At 41.5% G+C, this 17,389-nt stretch carries 11 protein-coding genes; all 11 read left to right on the top strand.

Annotated elements, in window-relative coordinates:
• Positions 1–205 precede the first annotated feature (205 nt).
• On the top strand, positions 206–5,590 hold the full coding sequence (locus K1I80_RS03550) for a ZmpA/ZmpB/ZmpC family metallo-endopeptidase (protein ID WP_223339000.1): 5,385 nt from the start codon (positions 206–208) through the stop codon (positions 5,588–5,590).
• Between the two features lie 370 nt (positions 5,591–5,960).
• Positions 5,961–7,697: an ABC transporter ATP-binding protein gene (locus K1I80_RS03545; RefSeq protein ID WP_223338999.1), complete on the top strand. Its 1,737-nt coding sequence runs from the start codon at positions 5,961–5,963 to the stop codon at positions 7,695–7,697.
• A 13-nt stretch (positions 7,698–7,710) separates the two neighbouring features.
• A complete protein-coding gene (locus K1I80_RS03540) occupies positions 7,711–9,489 on the top strand; it encodes an ABC transporter ATP-binding protein (RefSeq protein ID WP_223338997.1) in 1,779 nt (592 codons plus the stop codon).
• Between the two features lie 54 nt (positions 9,490–9,543).
• Positions 9,544–10,098, top strand: coding sequence for a GNAT family N-acetyltransferase (locus tag K1I80_RS03535; RefSeq protein WP_223338995.1), 555 nt, complete (start codon positions 9,544–9,546; stop codon positions 10,096–10,098).
• A 412-nt stretch (positions 10,099–10,510) separates the two neighbouring features.
• Positions 10,511–11,839, top strand: a complete 1,329-nt coding sequence (brnQ, locus tag K1I80_RS03530; RefSeq protein WP_223312866.1) for a branched-chain amino acid transport system II carrier protein — start codon at positions 10,511–10,513, stop codon at positions 11,837–11,839.
• A 157-nt stretch (positions 11,840–11,996) separates the two neighbouring features.
• Positions 11,997–12,707: a thiol-disulfide oxidoreductase-associated membrane protein CcdA2 gene (ccdA2, locus tag K1I80_RS03525; protein ID WP_061410716.1), complete on the top strand. Its 711-nt coding sequence runs from the start codon at positions 11,997–11,999 to the stop codon at positions 12,705–12,707.
• Between the two features lie 27 nt (positions 12,708–12,734).
• Positions 12,735–13,070 (top strand): hypothetical protein, encoded by a 336-nt coding sequence (locus tag K1I80_RS03520; RefSeq protein WP_223312867.1) that lies wholly within the window; start codon positions 12,735–12,737, stop codon positions 13,068–13,070.
• A gap of 70 nt (positions 13,071–13,140) precedes the next feature.
• Positions 13,141–13,704, top strand: a complete 564-nt coding sequence (locus tag K1I80_RS03515) for a redoxin family protein (RefSeq protein ID WP_223312868.1) — start codon at positions 13,141–13,143, stop codon at positions 13,702–13,704.
• A 15-nt stretch (positions 13,705–13,719) separates the two neighbouring features.
• The gene (gene msrB / locus K1I80_RS03510) at positions 13,720–14,829 is read left to right on the top strand and encodes a peptide-methionine (R)-S-oxide reductase MsrB (RefSeq protein WP_223312869.1); all 1,110 of its coding nucleotides are present in this window, start codon (positions 13,720–13,722) and stop codon (positions 14,827–14,829) included.
• A 59-nt stretch (positions 14,830–14,888) separates the two neighbouring features.
• Positions 14,889–15,623, top strand: a complete 735-nt coding sequence (locus K1I80_RS03505; RefSeq protein ID WP_002909786.1) for a response regulator transcription factor — start codon at positions 14,889–14,891, stop codon at positions 15,621–15,623.
• The gene (locus tag K1I80_RS03500; protein WP_223312870.1) at positions 15,620–17,323 is read left to right on the top strand and encodes a cache domain-containing sensor histidine kinase; all 1,704 of its coding nucleotides are present in this window, start codon (positions 15,620–15,622) and stop codon (positions 17,321–17,323) included. The genes K1I80_RS03505 and K1I80_RS03500 overlap by 4 nt, the downstream gene beginning before the upstream one ends.
• Positions 17,324–17,389: the final 66 nt, after the last annotated feature.

Genomic DNA, 17,389 nt, shown 5'->3' with positions numbered 1-17,389 from the left:
AACAAAAAATAGGATTCTATGATATAATTTAGACAGATTATTGCGATTTAGGAGATATTATGAATAAGATAAAAATTATATGAGATTGTTGATTAGGGAATTTTTGTTAGGGGGATCCAGATGAATGAATGCAATAGCTTACTGTTGCTCATTCTCTGGTTAAAGGATTTGTTATTCTTTTTAGAATAATTTGAAAGGGATTTTAATGAAAAAGTTTTTTGGGGAGAAGCAAACTCGGTTTGCTTTTAGGAAATTAGCTGTCGGGCTTGTTTCGGCTGCTATTTCTAGTTTATTTTTTGTGTCTATCGTTGGGGTTGACTCTGTTCAAGCGCAGGAAAAGTTCAATGTTCACTATAAATATGTAACAGATACTGAAATGACTCCGCAAGAAAAGGAGTTGATTGTAAGTGGATTTCCTAAAAGGCCTGAAGGCAACGAGGAGACTTACTATCTTGTCTATAGGCTAAACTCAAATGCTGGAGCAAAAACCTTACCGAATACAGGCGATGATAACAATTCCAATACTATGATGACGGCTGGTCTGTTAACGACGATAGGATTGGTTGTTTTTGTTGTGTCAAAAGGAAAGGTTAAAAGCAAGTTCCTATTGACTGTGTTGGTGGGTGCTGGTGTCGGAGGAGGTTTGATACTATCCGTCGATGCGTTGGAAAATGGGATCTTGCTGCAGTATAATGCCGAATATCAAGTGTCAGCTGGGGAAAGTCTGCCGTCACCAAGTGAAATCTCAGGCTATACCTATGTCGGCTACATTAAAGATGAATCGATTAAGAAATTATTAGACAATAAGATTCTTGATAATCAGCAGAATGCTAATCTAGATAAAGAAGCTTTAAACCAAAATAAGAAGCTAGATTATTCTGTTTCTTTTGATAAGAATGGACTGAAAAATCAAACTCTTGGCGTCAATACAATTGAGCCTCAAGATGAAGTCTTGTCTGGCCGAGTAGCTAAGCCGGAACTATTATACAAAGAAGAGGCCGTTGAAACTGAGATAGCCTTTGGAGAACAAATACAGGAAAATCCGGATTTAGCCGAAGGTACTGTAAGAGTAAAACAAGAAGGCAAACCAGGACGTAAAATCGAAGTCGTTCGAATTTTTACGGTAGATAATGCGGAAGTTTCTAGGGAAGTTCTTTCGACAAAAATAGAGGAAGCGACTCCTAAAATAGTGGAAAAAGGGACTAAAAAGCTTGAAGCGCCTAGCGAAAAACCAACAGCTTCTAACTTAGTGGCACCCGAGCAAGTCGCTCCCTTACCAGAGTACATAGGCGTCCAATCCGGTGCAATCGTTGAGCCCGAGCAGGTGGCTTCTTTGCCTGAGTATTCAAATACACTATCTGGAGCCATTGTTGAGCCTGAACAAATTGAACCAGAGATTGGAGGTGTCCAATCAGGTGCGATAGTAGAACCCGTGCAAGTGACTTCATTGCCGGAGTACACAGGCGTCCAATCTGGGGCCATAGTAGAACCTGAACAAACGACTTCATTGCCAGAGTATACGGGAACTCAATCAGGTGCAGTAGTAACACCCGAACAAGCGTCTTCCTTACCTGAATACACAGGAACACAAGCAGGAGCCATAGTTGAGCCTGAGCAGGTAGAGCCTCCGCAAGAGTATACTGGAAACATCGAACCAGCAGCGCCAGAAGAGGAAAATCCTGCTGAAAAAGCTGAGGAGCCGAAAGAGCAGAAGCAAGAACCTGAAAAGCATATTGAATTGAGAAATGTATCTGAACTGGAATTGTATAGTCTATCTGACGGAAAATACAAACAACACGTTTCTTTGGATACAATTCCGAGCAATAAAGACAATTATTTCGTGAAGGTCAAATCTTCTAAGTTTAAAGATGTCTTCTTGCCGATTTCTTCAATAGTTGATAGCACAAAAGATGGTCAGCCAGTTTATAAAATTACTGCAAGTGCGGAAAAATTAAAACAGGACATTGACAATAAGTACGAGGACAATTTTACTTTTTATCTAGCTAAAAAGGCAGAGAGAGAAGTCACAAACTTCACTTCCTTTAGTAACTTGGTTCAAGCTATAAATAACGATCTCAATGGAATCTATTATTTAGGTGCTAGCCTGAATGCCAATGAGGTCGAATTAGAAAATGGCGCTAGCAGTTATATAAAGGGCAGATTTACTGGTAAGCTCTTTGGCAGCAAAGACGGAAAAAATTATGCTATTTATAATTTGAAGAAGCCTTTATTTGATACGTTGAGCGGAGCTACTGTAGAAAATCTGGCTCTTAAAGATGTAAATATCTCAGGGAAAACTGATATTGGCGCCCTTGCAAATGAAGCCAATAATGCAACAAGGATTAATAATGTCCATGTAGACGGTGTTCTGGCTGGCGAACGTGGCATTGGTGGCTTAGTGTGGAAGGCTGATAATTCTAAGATTACCAACAGCAGTTTCAAAGGAAGAATTGTCAACTCCTATGAAACGAGGTCTCCATACAATATCGGAGGCCTAGTAGGTCAACTGACTGGCATCAATGCAGTAGTTGATAAGTCAAAAGCTACAATTACCATCTCATCAAATGCGGATAGCACAAACCAAACTGTCGGCGGCCTTGCAGGTCTTGTCGAGAAAGATGCGCTTATCAGCAATAGTTACGCTGAGGGCCAGATTAATAATGTGAAGCGCTTTGGAAGTGTTGCTGGTGTGGCTGGCTACTTGTGGGATAGAGATTCTAGCGAAGAGAGACACGCTGGAAGATTGCATAATGTTCTCAGTGATGTCAATGTTATGAACGGGAATGCCATTAGTGGCTATCACTATCGAGGAATGCGAATAACTGACTCATATAGCAACAAGGAAAACAGAGTCTACAAAGTGACTCTTGAAAAGGATGAGGTTGTCACCAAGGAATCCCTCGAAGAGAGAGGAACATTGATTGATGCTGCTCAAATCGCAAGTAAGAAATCTGAAATCAACTCTCTTGCTGTACCGAAAGTTGAAAGCTTACTGACTAGCAGAAATATAGAAAGTGATTTTTCTAAGGTTAAAGACTATCTAGCCAGTCGAGCTTTAGCATATAAGAATATTGAAAAATTACTGCCGTTTTATAATAAGGAAACCATTGTCAAATACGGTAATCTGGTAAAAGAAGATAGCGCTTTGTTCGAAAAAGAAGTCTTATCTGCAGTCATGATGAAGGATAATGAAGTGATTACAGATATTGCTTTGCATAAGGAGGCGGCTAATAAGCTCTTGCTGCACTATAAGGATCATTCATCTGAAACACTAGATATTACTTACCAATCTGACTTTAGTAAGTTAGCGGAATACCGTGTGGGCGATACAGGTCTCATCTATACGCCTAATCAATTCTTGCATAGTCATGGTTCGATCATCAATGAAGTTTTGCCTGATTTGAGAGTGGTCGATTATCAGTCAGAAGCTATCAGAAACACCCTAGGTATTTCTTCAGGAGTTTCATTAACAGAATTATACTTAGAAGACCAGTTTGCCAAAACCAAGGAAAATCTAGCAAATACACTGGAAAAACTGTTGTCTGCCGATGCAGTCATTGCCAGCGAAAATCAAACGATTAATGGTTACGTCGTTGATAAAATCAAACGCAACAAGGAAGCCTTGCTTCTAGGTTTAACTTATTTAGAACGCTGGTACAACTTTAACTATGGTGATGTGAATATCAAAGACATAGTCATGTATCACATGGATTTCTTTGGTAAGGGCAACGTATCACCGCTAGACACGATCATTGAATTAGGTAAATCAGGCTATAACAATCTTCTGGCCAAGAACAACGTAGATGCCTATAGCATCAGCCTTGCAAATAATAATGCAACAAAAGATTTGTTTAGCACGCTTGCCAATTACCGAGAAGTATTTTTACCAAATAAAACAAATAATCAATGGTTCAAAGAGCAAACCAAGGCTTATATCGTTGAAGAAAAATCAGCTATTGATGAGGTGAGGGTCAAACAAGAGCAGGCTGGTAGCAAATACTCTATCGGGGTCTATGATCGAATTACCAGCGACACTTGGAAATACCGAAATATGATCCTACCTTTGCTGACAATGCCTGAAAGATCAGTCTTTGTCATATCGACTATATCCAGTCTTGGATTTGGCGCCTATGACAGATATAGAAATAATGAGCTCAGAGCAGGAGCAGAACTCAATAAGTTTGTTGAGGATAATGCCCAGGAAACTGCAAAACGCCAACGCGACCATTATGACTATTGGTATAGAATATTAGACGAGCATGGCCGTGAAAAGCTCTATCGAAATATCTTGGTCTATGATGCCTATAAGTTCGGTGATGATACTACTGTTGGCAAAGCTACAGCGGAGGCGCAATTCGATAGTTCTAATCCAGCTATGAAATACTTCTTTGGACCGGTTGGAAACAAGGTCGTACACAACAAGCATGGAGCTTACGCTACTGGAGACGGGGTTTACTACATGGGCTATCGTATGCTGGACAAGGACGGAGCCATTACCTATACCCATGAAATGACGCATGATTCTGATAATGAGATCTATTTAGGCGGATATGGAAGAAGAAGCGGACTTGGTCCAGAATTCTTTGCCAAGGGCTTGTTGCAAGCACCGGATCATCCAGATGATGCGACAATCACGGTCAACTCAATTCTCAAATATGACAAGAATGATGCAACTGAAAAATCTCGTTTGCAGGTCCTGGATCCAACTGAACGTTTCCAAAATGCGGATGATCTGAAAAATTATGTTCACAACATGTTTGATGTCATTTATATGTTGGAGTACCTAGAAGGGATGTCAATCGTTAACCGTCTATCTGATGTACAGAAAGTGAGTGCTCTGAGGAAGATTGAGAATAAATATGTCCGAGATGCTGATGGAAATGATGTTTACGCAACCAATGTGATAAAAAATATTACAATGGCGGATGCGCAAAAATTAAATTCATTCGACAGTCTCATTGAAAATGATATTCTTTCAGCGCGTGAGTACAAAAATGGTGACGTTGAAAGAAATGGCTACCATACGATTAAACTCTTCTCTCCGATTTATTCGGCATTAAGCAGTGAAAAAGGAACACCAGGAGATCTTATGGGACGGCGTATGGCTTATGAGCTTCTGGCAGCCAAGGGCTTCAAAGATGGTATGGTCCCTTATATCTCTAATCAGTATGAAGATGATGCTAAGCAAAACGGGAAAACAATCAGTATCTACGGTAAGACCAGAGGTCTGGTAACAGACGACTTGGTTTTACGCAAGGTCTTCAATGGTCAGTTTAATAATTGGACCGAGTTTAAGAAGGCTATGTATGAAGAACGTAAAAACAAGTTCGACAGCTTGAATAAGGTCACATTTGATGATACGAGACAACCATGGACAAGTTATGCTACCAAGACCATTAGTACCGTGGGAGAGTTGCAGGCATTGATGGATGAAGCCGTTCTCAAAGATGCCAATGATAATTGGTATTCTTGGAGCGGCTATAAACCAGAACATGACAGTGCTGTCCATAAGCTTAAAAAAGCAGTCTTCAAAGCTTACCTTGATCAGACTAAAGATTTCAGAACATCAATCTTTGAAAACCAGAAGTGATGGATTTGAGCCGGTCAACCAGTCTGCAAAGTTACAAGTCTGAAATGTTAGGGCAGAGCTTGAATTACTCTTAAATTCAGACCTTCTTGCAGATAAGAAATTACAAACCTAGTGAAAACTAGGTTTGTTTTTTTACATAAGTCAAGCAATTAAAACAGTTGCTGGTCTGCTTTCAGGCAGTTTGTTGCTTACAGTCAGTTATGAGGCTGATACTAGACAGGAAAAAAGTCCCCAATAACCTTTACCCGCTTTCATATTTTTGTTATAATATCTATAGTAAGGCGTGCGTTTGCGCGCTCTTTTCTGTGTTTTAAAAGCACTTGGGTGCTTTATAGTGAGTTATTTTTGAATAGATGGTGAAGGAGGAGTTATGTTATACATTTGGTCTTATTTGAAGAGATATCCTAAGTGGTTGGTCTTGGACTTTGTTGCGGCAATCTTTTTTGTAATCGTCAATCTAGGTCTGCCAACGGTGCTGGCTCGGATGATTGATGAGGGTATCAATCCTAAGCAGACAGACCGGCTCTTTTTCTGGGCTTGGGTGATGTTTGGTGTCATTGTCTTAGGAGTGCTGGGGCGAATCGTTCTGGCTTATGCTGCTGGGAAGCTGACGACGACCATGGTGCAGGACATGCGCAATGATCTCTATGCTAAGCTGCAAGAGTATTCTCATCATGAGTATGAGCAAATCGGTGTATCCTCTTTAGTCACACGCTTGACTTCGGATGCTTTTGTTCTTATGCAGTTTGCGGAGCAAACCCTGAAAATGGGCGTCATTACTCCCATGATGATGCTGTCCAGTATTCTCATGATTTTTCTGACTAGTCCGTCTTTGGCCTGGATTGTAGCTGTTTCAGTGCCTTTCTTGGCAGTCGTGGTCATTTATGTAGCGGTTAAAACCAAGCCCCTGTCTGAAAAGCAGCAGAAGACTCTTGATAAGATTAATCAGTACGTGAGGGAAAATCTGACTGGTCTACGCGTTATTCGAGCTTTTGCAAGAGAAGAATTTCAAGAGAAGCGTTTTTCTGATGAAAATGAGGTCTATGCGCAAAACTCCAATAAGCTCTTTAAGCTGACTGGTCTGACTGAGCCGCTCTTTGTGCAGATTATTATTGCCATGATTGTGGCCATTGTCTGGTTTGCCCTAGACCCCTTGCGGGACGGCAGTCTTGAAATCGGAAATCTCGTTGCCTTTATCGAATACAGCTTTCACGCGCTGCTGTCCTTCCTCTTCTTGGCTAATCTCTTTACTATGTATCCAAGGACGGCGGTATCGAGCCAGCGGCTCAAGGAAGTCATGGACATGCCCATTTCAATCAATCCTAATGAAAATGGTGTAACCGAGACAGATACGCAGGGTTATCTGGAGTTCGACAATGTAACCTTCGCTTATCCAGGTGAGACAGAGAGTCCTGTACTGCATAATATTTCCTTCAAGGCTAAACCGGGTGAGACTATTGCCTTTATCGGTTCAACTGGTTCTGGTAAGTCTACACTGGTACAGTTGATTCCGCGCTTTTACGATGTAACACTAGGTAAGATTTTAGTGGACGGTGTGGACGTCCGTGAGTACAATCTGAAAGCTTTGCGTCAGAAGATTGGCTTTATTCCGCAGAAGGCTCTGCTATTTACCGGAACCATCGCGGAAAACCTACGCTACGGAAAGGAAGAAGCCAGCCAAGAAGAGCTGAGTCAGGCAGCTGAGGTGGCTCAAGCAAAGGACTTCATCGAGAGTCGAGAAGAGCGTTTTGAGACTCATCTGGCCGAGGGAGGCAGCAATCTATCCGGAGGGCAGAAGCAACGGCTCTCTATCGCTCGCGCGGTGGTCAAAAAGCCGGATATTTATATCTTTGATGACTCTTTTTCTGCTCTGGACTATAAGACAGATGCGGTGCTTCGTCGTCGCCTCAAGGAAGTGACAGGTCAGGCAACTGTGTTGATTGTAGCCCAGCGGGTGGGAACTATCATGGACGCTGACCAAATTATCGTTCTGGACCAGGGTGAAATCGTTGGACGCGGGAAGCATGAAGAGCTGATGGAAACCAATGATATCTATCGTGAAATTGCGGATTCGCAGCTGAAAAATCAAGCTTTGACAGAGGAATAGAAAGGAGACTGATATGAAAAACACATCTAGTTTTGCTCGTTTGTGGAGCTACCTAAAAGTTTATAAGTTTGCAGTCGCCTTTGCGATCTTCCTCAAAATCCTCAGCGTCGTTATGAGTGTCGTCGAGCCCTTTGTCTTAGGTCTAGCCATTACTGAACTGACAAATAATTTGCTGGATATGGCTAAAGGTGTGGCTGGTGCCCAGATTAATGTGTCCTATGTTGGCTGGGTCATGGTCTTGTATTTTGTGCGGGCGATTTTTTATGAAATCGGTTCTTACTATTCTAATTACTTTATGACCAATGCAGTACAGGCTACCATTCGTGACTTGCGCGATGAGCTCAGCCATAAGATTAATCGCATCCCCGTTTCTTACTTTGATAAGCACCAATTTGGTGACTTGCTGGGGCGTTTTACCAGCGATGTCGAAGCTGTTTCCAATGCCTTGCAGCAGTCCTTTCTGCAGGTTATCAACGCAGTCTTTACTCTAATCTTGGTCATCGTCATGGTATTAGTACTCAATCTGCAGTTGGGTATCATTGTGGTAATTTCGATTCCGATTACCTATCTCAGTGCTCGCTTTATCGTGAAGAAATCCCAGCCGTACTTTAAACAGCAGGCAGATGTATTGGGAGCTATGAATGGCTTTGTTCAGGAGAATTTGACTGGTTTTAATATCTTGAAGCTTTATGTCAGAGAAGAAAGCTCCCAGGAGGATTTTCGTCAAATTACGCAAAACTTGCAGAAAGTAGGTTTTAAAGCCAGCTTTATCTCGGGTTTGATGATGCCTGTTTTGAATGTTATTTCAGATCTGACCTACCTCTTGCTGGCTCTGCTGGGCGGTCTTCAGGTTATCGCTGGGCGCTTGACAGTCGGAAATATGCAAGCCTTTGTTCAGTATGTCTGGCAAATTAATCAGCCCATTCAAAACCTGACTCAGTTAGCAGGTCAGCTGCAGAGTGCCAAGTCTTCTTTGGACCGGATTTTCCAAGTGCTGGACGAAGCAGATGAAGTCAATGATAAGTCAGAAAAGCTGGATCAAGATCTGACAGGTCAGGTTAGCTTCAAGGATGTGGACTTCCAGTATGTAGCAGACAAACCACTCATTCGGAATTTCAATCTGGAAGTCAAACCAGGAGAAATGGTGGCTATTGTCGGTCCGACTGGTGCTGGTAAAACCACGCTGATTAACCTGCTCATGCGTTTCTACGACGTGACCAAAGGTGCGATTACTGTGGATGGTCATGACATACGCCATTTGTCTCGTCAGGACTACCGAAAACAGTTCGGTATGGTGCTGCAGGATGCCTGGCTTTATGAGGGGACTATCAAGGAAAATCTTCGCTTTGGCAATCTGCAAGCCACTGATGAAGAAATTGTAGAAGTGGCCAAGGCAGCTAATGTGGACCACTTTATCCGAACCCTACCAGGCGGCTACAATATGGAAATGAATCAAGAATCCAGCAATATCTCGCTGGGGCAGAAGCAGTTGCTTACGATTGCGAGGGCTCTTTTGGCCAATCCTAAGATTTTGATTTTGGATGAAGCGACCTCATCTGTCGATACACGGCTGGAGCTCTTGATTCAAAAGGCCATGAAGACACTTATGCAGGGACGGACCAGTTTTGTCATCGCACACCGGCTGTCGACCATTCAGGAAGCGGATAAGATTTTGGTGCTCAAGGATGGTCAGATTATCGAGCAAGGCAATCATGAGAGTCTCTTGGCAGATAAAGGGTTCTATTATGACCTCTACCAGAGTCAATTTTCTAAAAAAGCGGAAGAAGTTTAAAAGGTTTGCTAAATCATTTGATAACTGCTAGAATATAAGCAAAGTGAGGTAGCAATGTCTTTAACTAGTCAAATTATTACAGCAGAATTTCCCGATTTGGATAAGGTTGAGGCCTTAAACCGCGAGGCTTTTCCTGTAGAGGAAAGGGTGGCTATCAGCGAATTTCTCCGTTATACAAACGATAAGCGGTCTCATTTCTTTGCCTTCTACAATGAGGAAGAATTTGTTGGTTTTGCATTTGCAGTTTATAACGAAAAAATGTTCTATGTCAGCTTCTTTGCGATTATGCCGCACCTTCGCAGCCATGGCTATGGGGGAGAGATTATTCATAAACTGACAGAGTTTTATCAAAAAACCATGGTTCTAGAGGTAGAACGTGTCGATGAAGAATGTGACAATCTAGAGCAACGTCAAGCACGTATGGACTTCTATAAGCGTAACGGCTTTCGAACGACCAATGCCTTTCTGGAATATGAAGGATTAAGCTTTGAAATCTTGTATTTGGGACATCATTTTGATGAGGAGGCTTATCGAGATATTTTCCATATGCTGCAAGAGAAGAACTTCTTTGAATTCGAAATTAAGTACAGAAGATTTAGCGATGTATAAAGAGTGCTAAATGATTTATAGCCATTTTTAAAAGGTTGAGATAAGATGTCTCAACCTTTTTACTATGAAAAATCTCTTTTATTTTGTTTTGGATCAGGAAGTACAATATTGTATTTCTCACGCATTAAGCAATAATAGACAATGTCTGCTTAAAGTAAGTAAACCATCAAAAAAGATAGAGAGAGGTTGCTAAAATATACGATTTAAAACAAATTTATTTATATTACTTTAAAATGAGCCTTAAATCTGTGGATAAATGAGGATTTTGCCCAAAATTCTGGATAGATAATTCGATTTAAATCAGATATAGCCTTTTGATTTGAATTAATATTCTGAAAAATTCAAAAGTCTTGCGTATCGGGCTATTTCCGTATATACTGATAAAGCATGAAAAAAATTAAAGGAGATTCCCGTGATTAAAAAAGGTGGCTTAACAGGCTTGCTCTTATTTGGAATATTTTTCGGTGCTGGGAATTTGATTTTCCCGCCTTCACTTGGAACATTATCTGGCCAGCATTTTTGGCCGGCTATTGCAGGATTTGTCCTGTCTGGGGTTGGACTTGCAGTTTTGACTTTGATTATTGGAACACTCAATCCTAAGGGCTATATCCACGAGATTTCTCAGAAGCTTGCGCCTTGGTTTGCTATTGTCTATCTTGTAGCCTTGTATCTGTCAATCGGGCCCTTCTTTGCTATCCCGCGGACAGCGACAGTAGCTTATGAAGTTGGTATCGCTCCTATGCTGTCTAAAAATATGACGGGTATCGGATTGATTGTTTTCACAACCCTTTACTTTGCGGCGGCTTATCTGATTTCTTTGAATCCATCTAAGATTTTGGATCGGATTGGACGGATTCTGACGCCTGTCTTTGCAGTTTTGATTATTATCTTAGTTATTCTAGGAGCTTTGAAATACGGAACAACGACACCTCAGCAGGCTTCGCAAGCTTATTCTGCGTCAGCTTTTGGGCAAGGGTTCTTGGAAGGTTATAATACTTTGGATGCCTTGGCTTCCGTGGCCTTCAGCGTAATCGCAGTAACAACTCTTAACCAGCTAGGTTTCAAGAATAAAAAGGAATATGTTTCAACCATCTGGGTTGTTGGTTTGATGGTAGCCTTGGGCTTTAGCGCCATGTATATTGGTTTGGCTTTTCTGGGCAATCATTTTCCAGTTCCAGCTGAGATTATTGCCAAAGGCAATCCAGGTGTTTATGTCCTATCGCAGGCGACACAGGCTATCTTTGGACCTACAGCACAGATTTTCCTTGCAGCTATGGTTACTGTGACTTGCTTTACGACAACAGCAGGACTTATTGTATCGACTGGGGAATTCTTCCATAAAACTTTCCCTAAGCTATCTTATAAAGTTTACGCAACTGTCTTTACTTTGATTGGGTTTGCGATTGCTAATCTTGGCCTCAATGCCATTATTCAATATTCTGTTCCAGTCTTGCAAATTCTCTATCCAATTACCATTGTTATCGTGCTGATTGTCATTGTCAATAAATTCTTGCCACTGTCCAAAGTTGGTATGCAATTGACGGTAGCAGCGGTGACTCTGATTTCCTTTGCGGGTATTCTTGGGCAGCAGTTCCATATTACAAAGGTAAGTGATATGGTAAATGCCCTTCCTTTTGCTCAGGCTTCTTTGCCTTGGTTAGTGCCGGCTCTAGTTGGAATCCTACTTTCTCTCTTTTTACCAAACAAGCAGAAGAGTGAGCGTTTTGAGATGGAAAGCTAATAGATGACATCCGCCACAATGTGGTGGATGTTTTTGCTAAATCCAGAAATCTCAAGCAATATAACATCAAATTCAAGTTTTTTCAAATCTTTCTCTCTATTTTTAGGGGGATTTTTATTTTATACTAGAGTCAGAAATTGATAGAGAGGTTTTTGAAATGGCAACAAGTTTTTTGTTCTTTATTTCTGTTTTTCTTGCGGGAATTCTATCTTTTTTCTCGCCCTGTATTTTACCGCTTATGCCAGTCTATGTAGGAATTTTGCTGGATTCGGATCAGCCGAAAACAGTTCGGTTTATGGGAAAAGATATTTCCTTGTATGGTCTAGTTAAGACGCTCTGCTTTATAGCTGGCTTATCAACTGTATTTTTGGTTTTAGGCTACGGAGCTGGTGCACTTGGGCAAGTCCTCTATGCCCCTTGGTTTCGCTACGTTTTGGGCGGGATTGTCATTCTACTGGGAATCCACCAGATGGGACTTATCAATATCCAACAACTGCAAAAGCAAAAGAGCATTCAACTTAAAAAGAATAGTAAAAGAAGTGACTTTCTTAATGCTTTTCTCTTGGGGATTACCTTTAGCTTTGGTTGGACACCTTGTGTAGGACCTGTTCTGAGCTCTGTTTTAGCAATTGCGGCTTCTGGAGGTAATGGTGCTTTGCAAGGTGGTTTGCTCATGCTAGTCTATACTTTGGGCTTATCGCTTCCTTTTTTAGCAATGGCTTTGGCTTCCGGTTGGGTATTACAACGCTTTTCTAAACTAAAACCTTATATGGGAGTTCTCAAAAAGATTGGTGGTGCTCTCATTATACTTATGGGAATTTTGCTGATGCTTGGGAATCTAAACGCTTTAGCATCATTATTTGGATAAATATTATATAATTAAAGGAGACTTATCATGAAAAAAATTGCTTCACTTACAATCGCTGCACTTAGTATCTTTGTCCTAGCTGCCTGTTCTAGTCAAAAGTCAGACAGTAATATGAAAAAGACTGATGACAGTAGCATGATGAAGAAAGACGATATGAAAAAAGACGACATGAAGAAGGAGGATATGAAAGACTCCAGCATGTCTGATGATAAAATGAAAAAGGATGATATGAAGGACTCTTCTATGATGTCCGACAGCAAGTCTGATATGAAAGATGATATGAAAAAGGATGATATGAAGTCAAGCGATTCAAGCATAAAGGATGACATGAAAGATTCATCCGAAATGTCATCTGATAAATAAAAACTAAATGTAAAGAAGAGAAGTCGTCAGTTTTGTCGGCTTTCTCCTTATTTTGAGAGGAAAGAAAACGATGAAAAAATTATCCATTTTAACTGTTAGTCTGCTTTGTGCAGGCTTACTGGGAGCTTGCTCAAATCAGAAAATGAACTCGGAAGTTTCTAAAAGTGATAAAAGTAATATGGAAACAAAAGTTGATTCTGAGCAATCTACCAAGATGGCCAAGGACTTTAGTCTGCAAGGAGTAGACGGCAAGACCTACAAGTTGTCTGATTTCAAAGGCAAGAAAGTCTACCTTAAGTTTTGGGCTTCCTGGTGCTCTATCTGTCTATCCACACTTGGAGATACTAATGATTTGGCTAAGGAGCAGTCAGGAAAAGATTATGTTGTCCTGTCGGTGGTGTCTCCGACTTTTAATGGAGAAAAGTCTGCTGATGATTTCAAGGAATGGTACAAGTCTTTGGATTACAAAGACTTCCCAGTTCTCATGGATACCAAGGGTGAATTGCTGAAAGAATACGGGATTCGCTCTTATCCATCTGCTCTTTTCGTAGGCAGTGACGGTTCTCTTGCCAAGACGCATATTGGCTACATGAGCAAGGAAGATATTGAGAAAACATTGAAAGAAATCAAGTAGAAAGGAGCAATGAACATGGAAGGCAAATGGAAAATTTTTCTGGTTATGCTTGGTTTGCTTGTCTGCTTTGGACTGGTCTATGTGATTGCGGGAAATGGTAAGCAATCTTCTCCTGAGCAAATCAAGAAAGCCTCTATGAGCAAGACAGAAGCAGTAGCCAAACAAAAGCAAGAAGATGTCAAGGAAGAGGATAAGCGGGAAATTTATCTGGCTGGCGGCTGTTTCTGGGGAGTAGAAGAGTACTTTTCTCGCGTGCCAGGTGTACTTGATGCAGTATCAGGCTATGCAAATGGTAAAGGCGACACGACCAAGTATGAATTGGTCTCTCAAACTGGTCATGCTGAGACTGTTCACATTACTTACAACGCCAAGAAAATTTCGCTAAAAGAAATTCTGCTTCACTATTTCCGCATTATTGATCCAACTTCTAAAAACAAGCAGGGAAATGATCAGGGTACCCAGTATCGGACAGGTGTCTACTATACGGATGAAGCTGATCTTGATACTATTAACCAGGTCTTTGATGAGGTTGCTAAGAAATATGATAAACCTTTAGCTGTTGAAAAAGAAGCTCTGAAAAACTTTATCAAAGCAGAGGATTATCATCAGGATTACCTGAAGAAGAATCCTAATGGATATTGCCATATCGACGTCAATCAAGCTGCTTACCCAGTTATCGAAGCTAGTCGCTATCCTAAACCTAGCGATGAAGAGATTAAGTCTAAGCTCTCGCCAGAAGAATACGCAGTTACACAAAAGAATGACACAGAGCGGGCTTTTTCTAACCGCTATTGGGATAAGTTCGATGCTGGTATCTATGTGGATGTGGTGACAGGCGAGCCTCTCTTTTCATCAAAGGATAAGTTTGACTCTGGCTGCGGTTGGCCAAGTTTCACCCGTCCTATCAGTCCAGATGTAGCGACTTACAAGGAAGACAAGAGTTTCAACATGACTCGGACGGAAGTTCGCAGTCGGGTTGGAAATTCCCATCTGGGCCATGTTTTCACTGACGGCCCTAAGGACAAGGGCGGCTTGCGCTATTGCATCAATAGTCTGTCAATTAAGTTCATTCCAAAAGCTGAGATGGAGGAGAAGGGCTACGGTTATCTTTTGGATTATGTTTAAGAGCATTTTAATTGAAAATTTGCTATAATAAATCCAGTATAAATAAGGAGTTGAATCTTGTGTATTCAATTATGATTGTAGAGGATGAGTACCTGGTAAGACAGGGGATTGCGTCCTTGGTAGACTATGAACAGTTTGGTATGCAAGTCATTGCCCAGGCTGAAAATGGAAGAGAAGCTTGGCAGAAATTTCAGGAAAATCCTGCTGACATTCTGCTAACTGATATCAATATGCCACAGATGAACGGTCTCGAACTGGCCAAGCTAGTCAGAGACCAGGCTCCTAAGTGCCATATCGTTTTTCTGACGGGATATGATGATTTTGACTATGCTCGGACGGCCATTAAGCTAGGTGCAGATGACTATCTTCTCAAGCCATTTTCCAAGGATGATGTTGAGGAAATGTTGGCTAAGGTGCAGACTAAGCTTGATAAAGAGCGTAAAAAAGCCCAGATTCAAAACTTGGTTGATCAGGGACAGCGCTCTGAGTTGGAAGAGGCTATTCATGCGCGTCTAGCTGATTCAGAGTTAAGCCTGAAAAGTTTGGCTTTCCAATTGGGTTTTAGTCCGTCTTATCTCAGCGTTTTAATCAAAAAAGAACTAGGCTTGCCCTTTCAAGATTATCTGATCCAAGAGCGGATGAAAAAAGCAAAACTCTTACTCCTGACTACAGATTTGAAGATTTATGAAATAGCAGAGCAGGTAGGTTTTGAAGATATGAACTATTTTTCTCAGCGCTTCAAGCAGGTGGTTGGGCTGACACCTCGGCAGTTTAAAAAAGGAGAGGAGAAATGAAACGATATCCGCTTCTTATCCAATTGATTGTCTATATTTTTCTGCTGGTCCTTTTACTCTTGGGGTTTGTTGGAAGCCTCTACTATCAGACTAGCTCGGGGACTATTCGGCAGCTGACAGAGCGGACGACGCGTAATAGTATGGAGCAAAGCGGGCAGTTCATTGCTTCTTATTTGCAAAAATTAAAACAAACCACCTCCACACTGAGCAAGGAAGAAACGATTCGGAAGTTTGCTCAGAATCAAGAAAGCAGCGAAACGTCAGTACAGGCTTTGATGAAAACCATTATTGAGACAGATCCGGATTTGGTGTCAGCAGTATTGGTTACCAAGGACGGGCGCGTGGTCTCAACAGATTCTCAAATTAGCATGCAGACATCTTCTGATATGATGAATGAAAAATGGTATCAGGAAGCTGTTCATACCAAAGCCATGCCTGTCTTGACCCCTGCTCGCAAGGAATCTCTGTCATCAGAGAAGGAGAAGTGGGTTGTTTCTGTCACTCAGGAAGTGGTGGATGAAGCAGGGCAGAATCTCGGTGTTTTGCGTCTGGATATTGGCTATAAGAGTCTCAAAGCCTATCTGGATCGGCTTCAGCTAGGGAAGAGAGGCTTTAGTTTTATTGTCAATAGCCAGCATGAATTTGTCTATCATCCTAAGAAGAGTGTTTATTCCTCCAGTCAGGAAATGAAAGCTATGCAGCCCTATATCTCAGTCAAGGATGGTTACGTAGACCAGAAACAGGCTTTTGTTTACCAGATTGATATCGAGGACAGCGACTGGACTTTAATTGGCGTCGCCTCATTAGAACAATTGCAGATGCTTCAGTCACAGATGCTTTATTCTTTTGTGGGAATGGGCATTTTAGCACTCCTGATGTGCTTGACTGGTATTTGGTTTGTTCTGCGTTTGTGGATTAAGCCTCTGCAGAATCTGCAGACTGTCATTCTGAAGATTGGCTCGGGCTACTCAAACCTTCGGGCAGAAGCAAAGGGTTCTCCAGAGTTGGTTGACTTGGCTCAGCAATTCAATAAAATGCTGGACCAAATTGAACAACTAATGGAAGCTGTCAAGACTGAAGAACAAAATGTCCGCCGCTATGAGCTCCGAGCTCTCTCAGCTCAAATCAACCCCCATTTCCTTTATAATACCTTGGATACGATTGTCTGGATGGCTGAGTTTAATGACAGCAAACGTGTTGTTGAGGTAACAAAATCACTCGCTCAATATTTCCGCTTGGCGCTCAATCAAGGGCATGAACAGATTGCTCTCAAAGATGAAATTGATCACGTTCGTCAGTATCTTTTTATCCAGAAGCAGCGCTATGGTGACAAGCTCCAATATGAGATTGAAGAGGATGAATCTATAGCTGATTATAAACTGCCCAAGCTGGTACTTCAGCCTTTGGTTGAAAATGCCATCTACCACGGCATCAAGGAAATTGACCGACAAGGCATGATTCGGGTGACATCGGTAGCAGAAGAGGGGCGGATGATACTGTCTATCTATGATAACGGCCGAGGCTTTGAACTCCGCGACTCTACGGACATGACTCTCCCTCGCTTAGGCGGTGTCGGTCTGAAAAATGTCGATCAACGCTTGAGATTGCAGTTCGGAGACGACTACCATATGGAAATCCAGTCCGAACCAGATAAATTCACTCGGATTAGTCTTTATTTACCGCTAGTTACAGATGATTAAATCTATTAAGTTTTAAAATATTCAAGCCGGCAGAATTTTCTCCGGCTTTTTACTGTTTGAAAAAAT

The organism is Streptococcus sanguinis (assembly GCF_019929225.1).
GTDB classification, from domain to species: domain Bacteria; phylum Bacillota; class Bacilli; order Lactobacillales; family Streptococcaceae; genus Streptococcus; species Streptococcus sanguinis_J.
Note: the sequence above shows the minus strand (reverse complement) of the source record. Positions and strands in the feature narration are given on the sequence as shown.

Excerpts from the sequence above, each read along its gene's own strand:
- K1I80_RS03515 (WP_223312868.1), top strand. The coding sequence starts at position 13,141 with ATGAAAAAATTATCCATTTTAACTGTTAGTCTGCTTTGTGCAGGCTTA.
- K1I80_RS03550 (WP_223339000.1), top strand. The coding sequence starts at position 206 with ATGAAAAAGTTTTTTGGGGAGAAGCAAACTCGGTTTGCTTTTAGGAAA.
- msrB (WP_223312869.1), top strand. The coding sequence starts at position 13,720 with ATGGAAGGCAAATGGAAAATTTTTCTGGTTATGCTTGGTTTGCTTGTC.
- K1I80_RS03520 (WP_223312867.1), top strand. The coding sequence starts at position 12,735 with ATGAAAAAAATTGCTTCACTTACAATCGCTGCACTTAGTATCTTTGTC.
- K1I80_RS03535 (WP_223338995.1), top strand. The coding sequence starts at position 9,544 with ATGTCTTTAACTAGTCAAATTATTACAGCAGAATTTCCCGATTTGGAT.
- ccdA2 (WP_061410716.1), top strand. The coding sequence starts at position 11,997 with ATGGCAACAAGTTTTTTGTTCTTTATTTCTGTTTTTCTTGCGGGAATT.
- K1I80_RS03500 (WP_223312870.1), top strand. The coding sequence starts at position 15,620 with ATGAAACGATATCCGCTTCTTATCCAATTGATTGTCTATATTTTTCTG.
- K1I80_RS03545 (WP_223338999.1), top strand. The coding sequence starts at position 5,961 with ATGTTATACATTTGGTCTTATTTGAAGAGATATCCTAAGTGGTTGGTC.
- K1I80_RS03540 (WP_223338997.1), top strand. The coding sequence starts at position 7,711 with ATGAAAAACACATCTAGTTTTGCTCGTTTGTGGAGCTACCTAAAAGTT.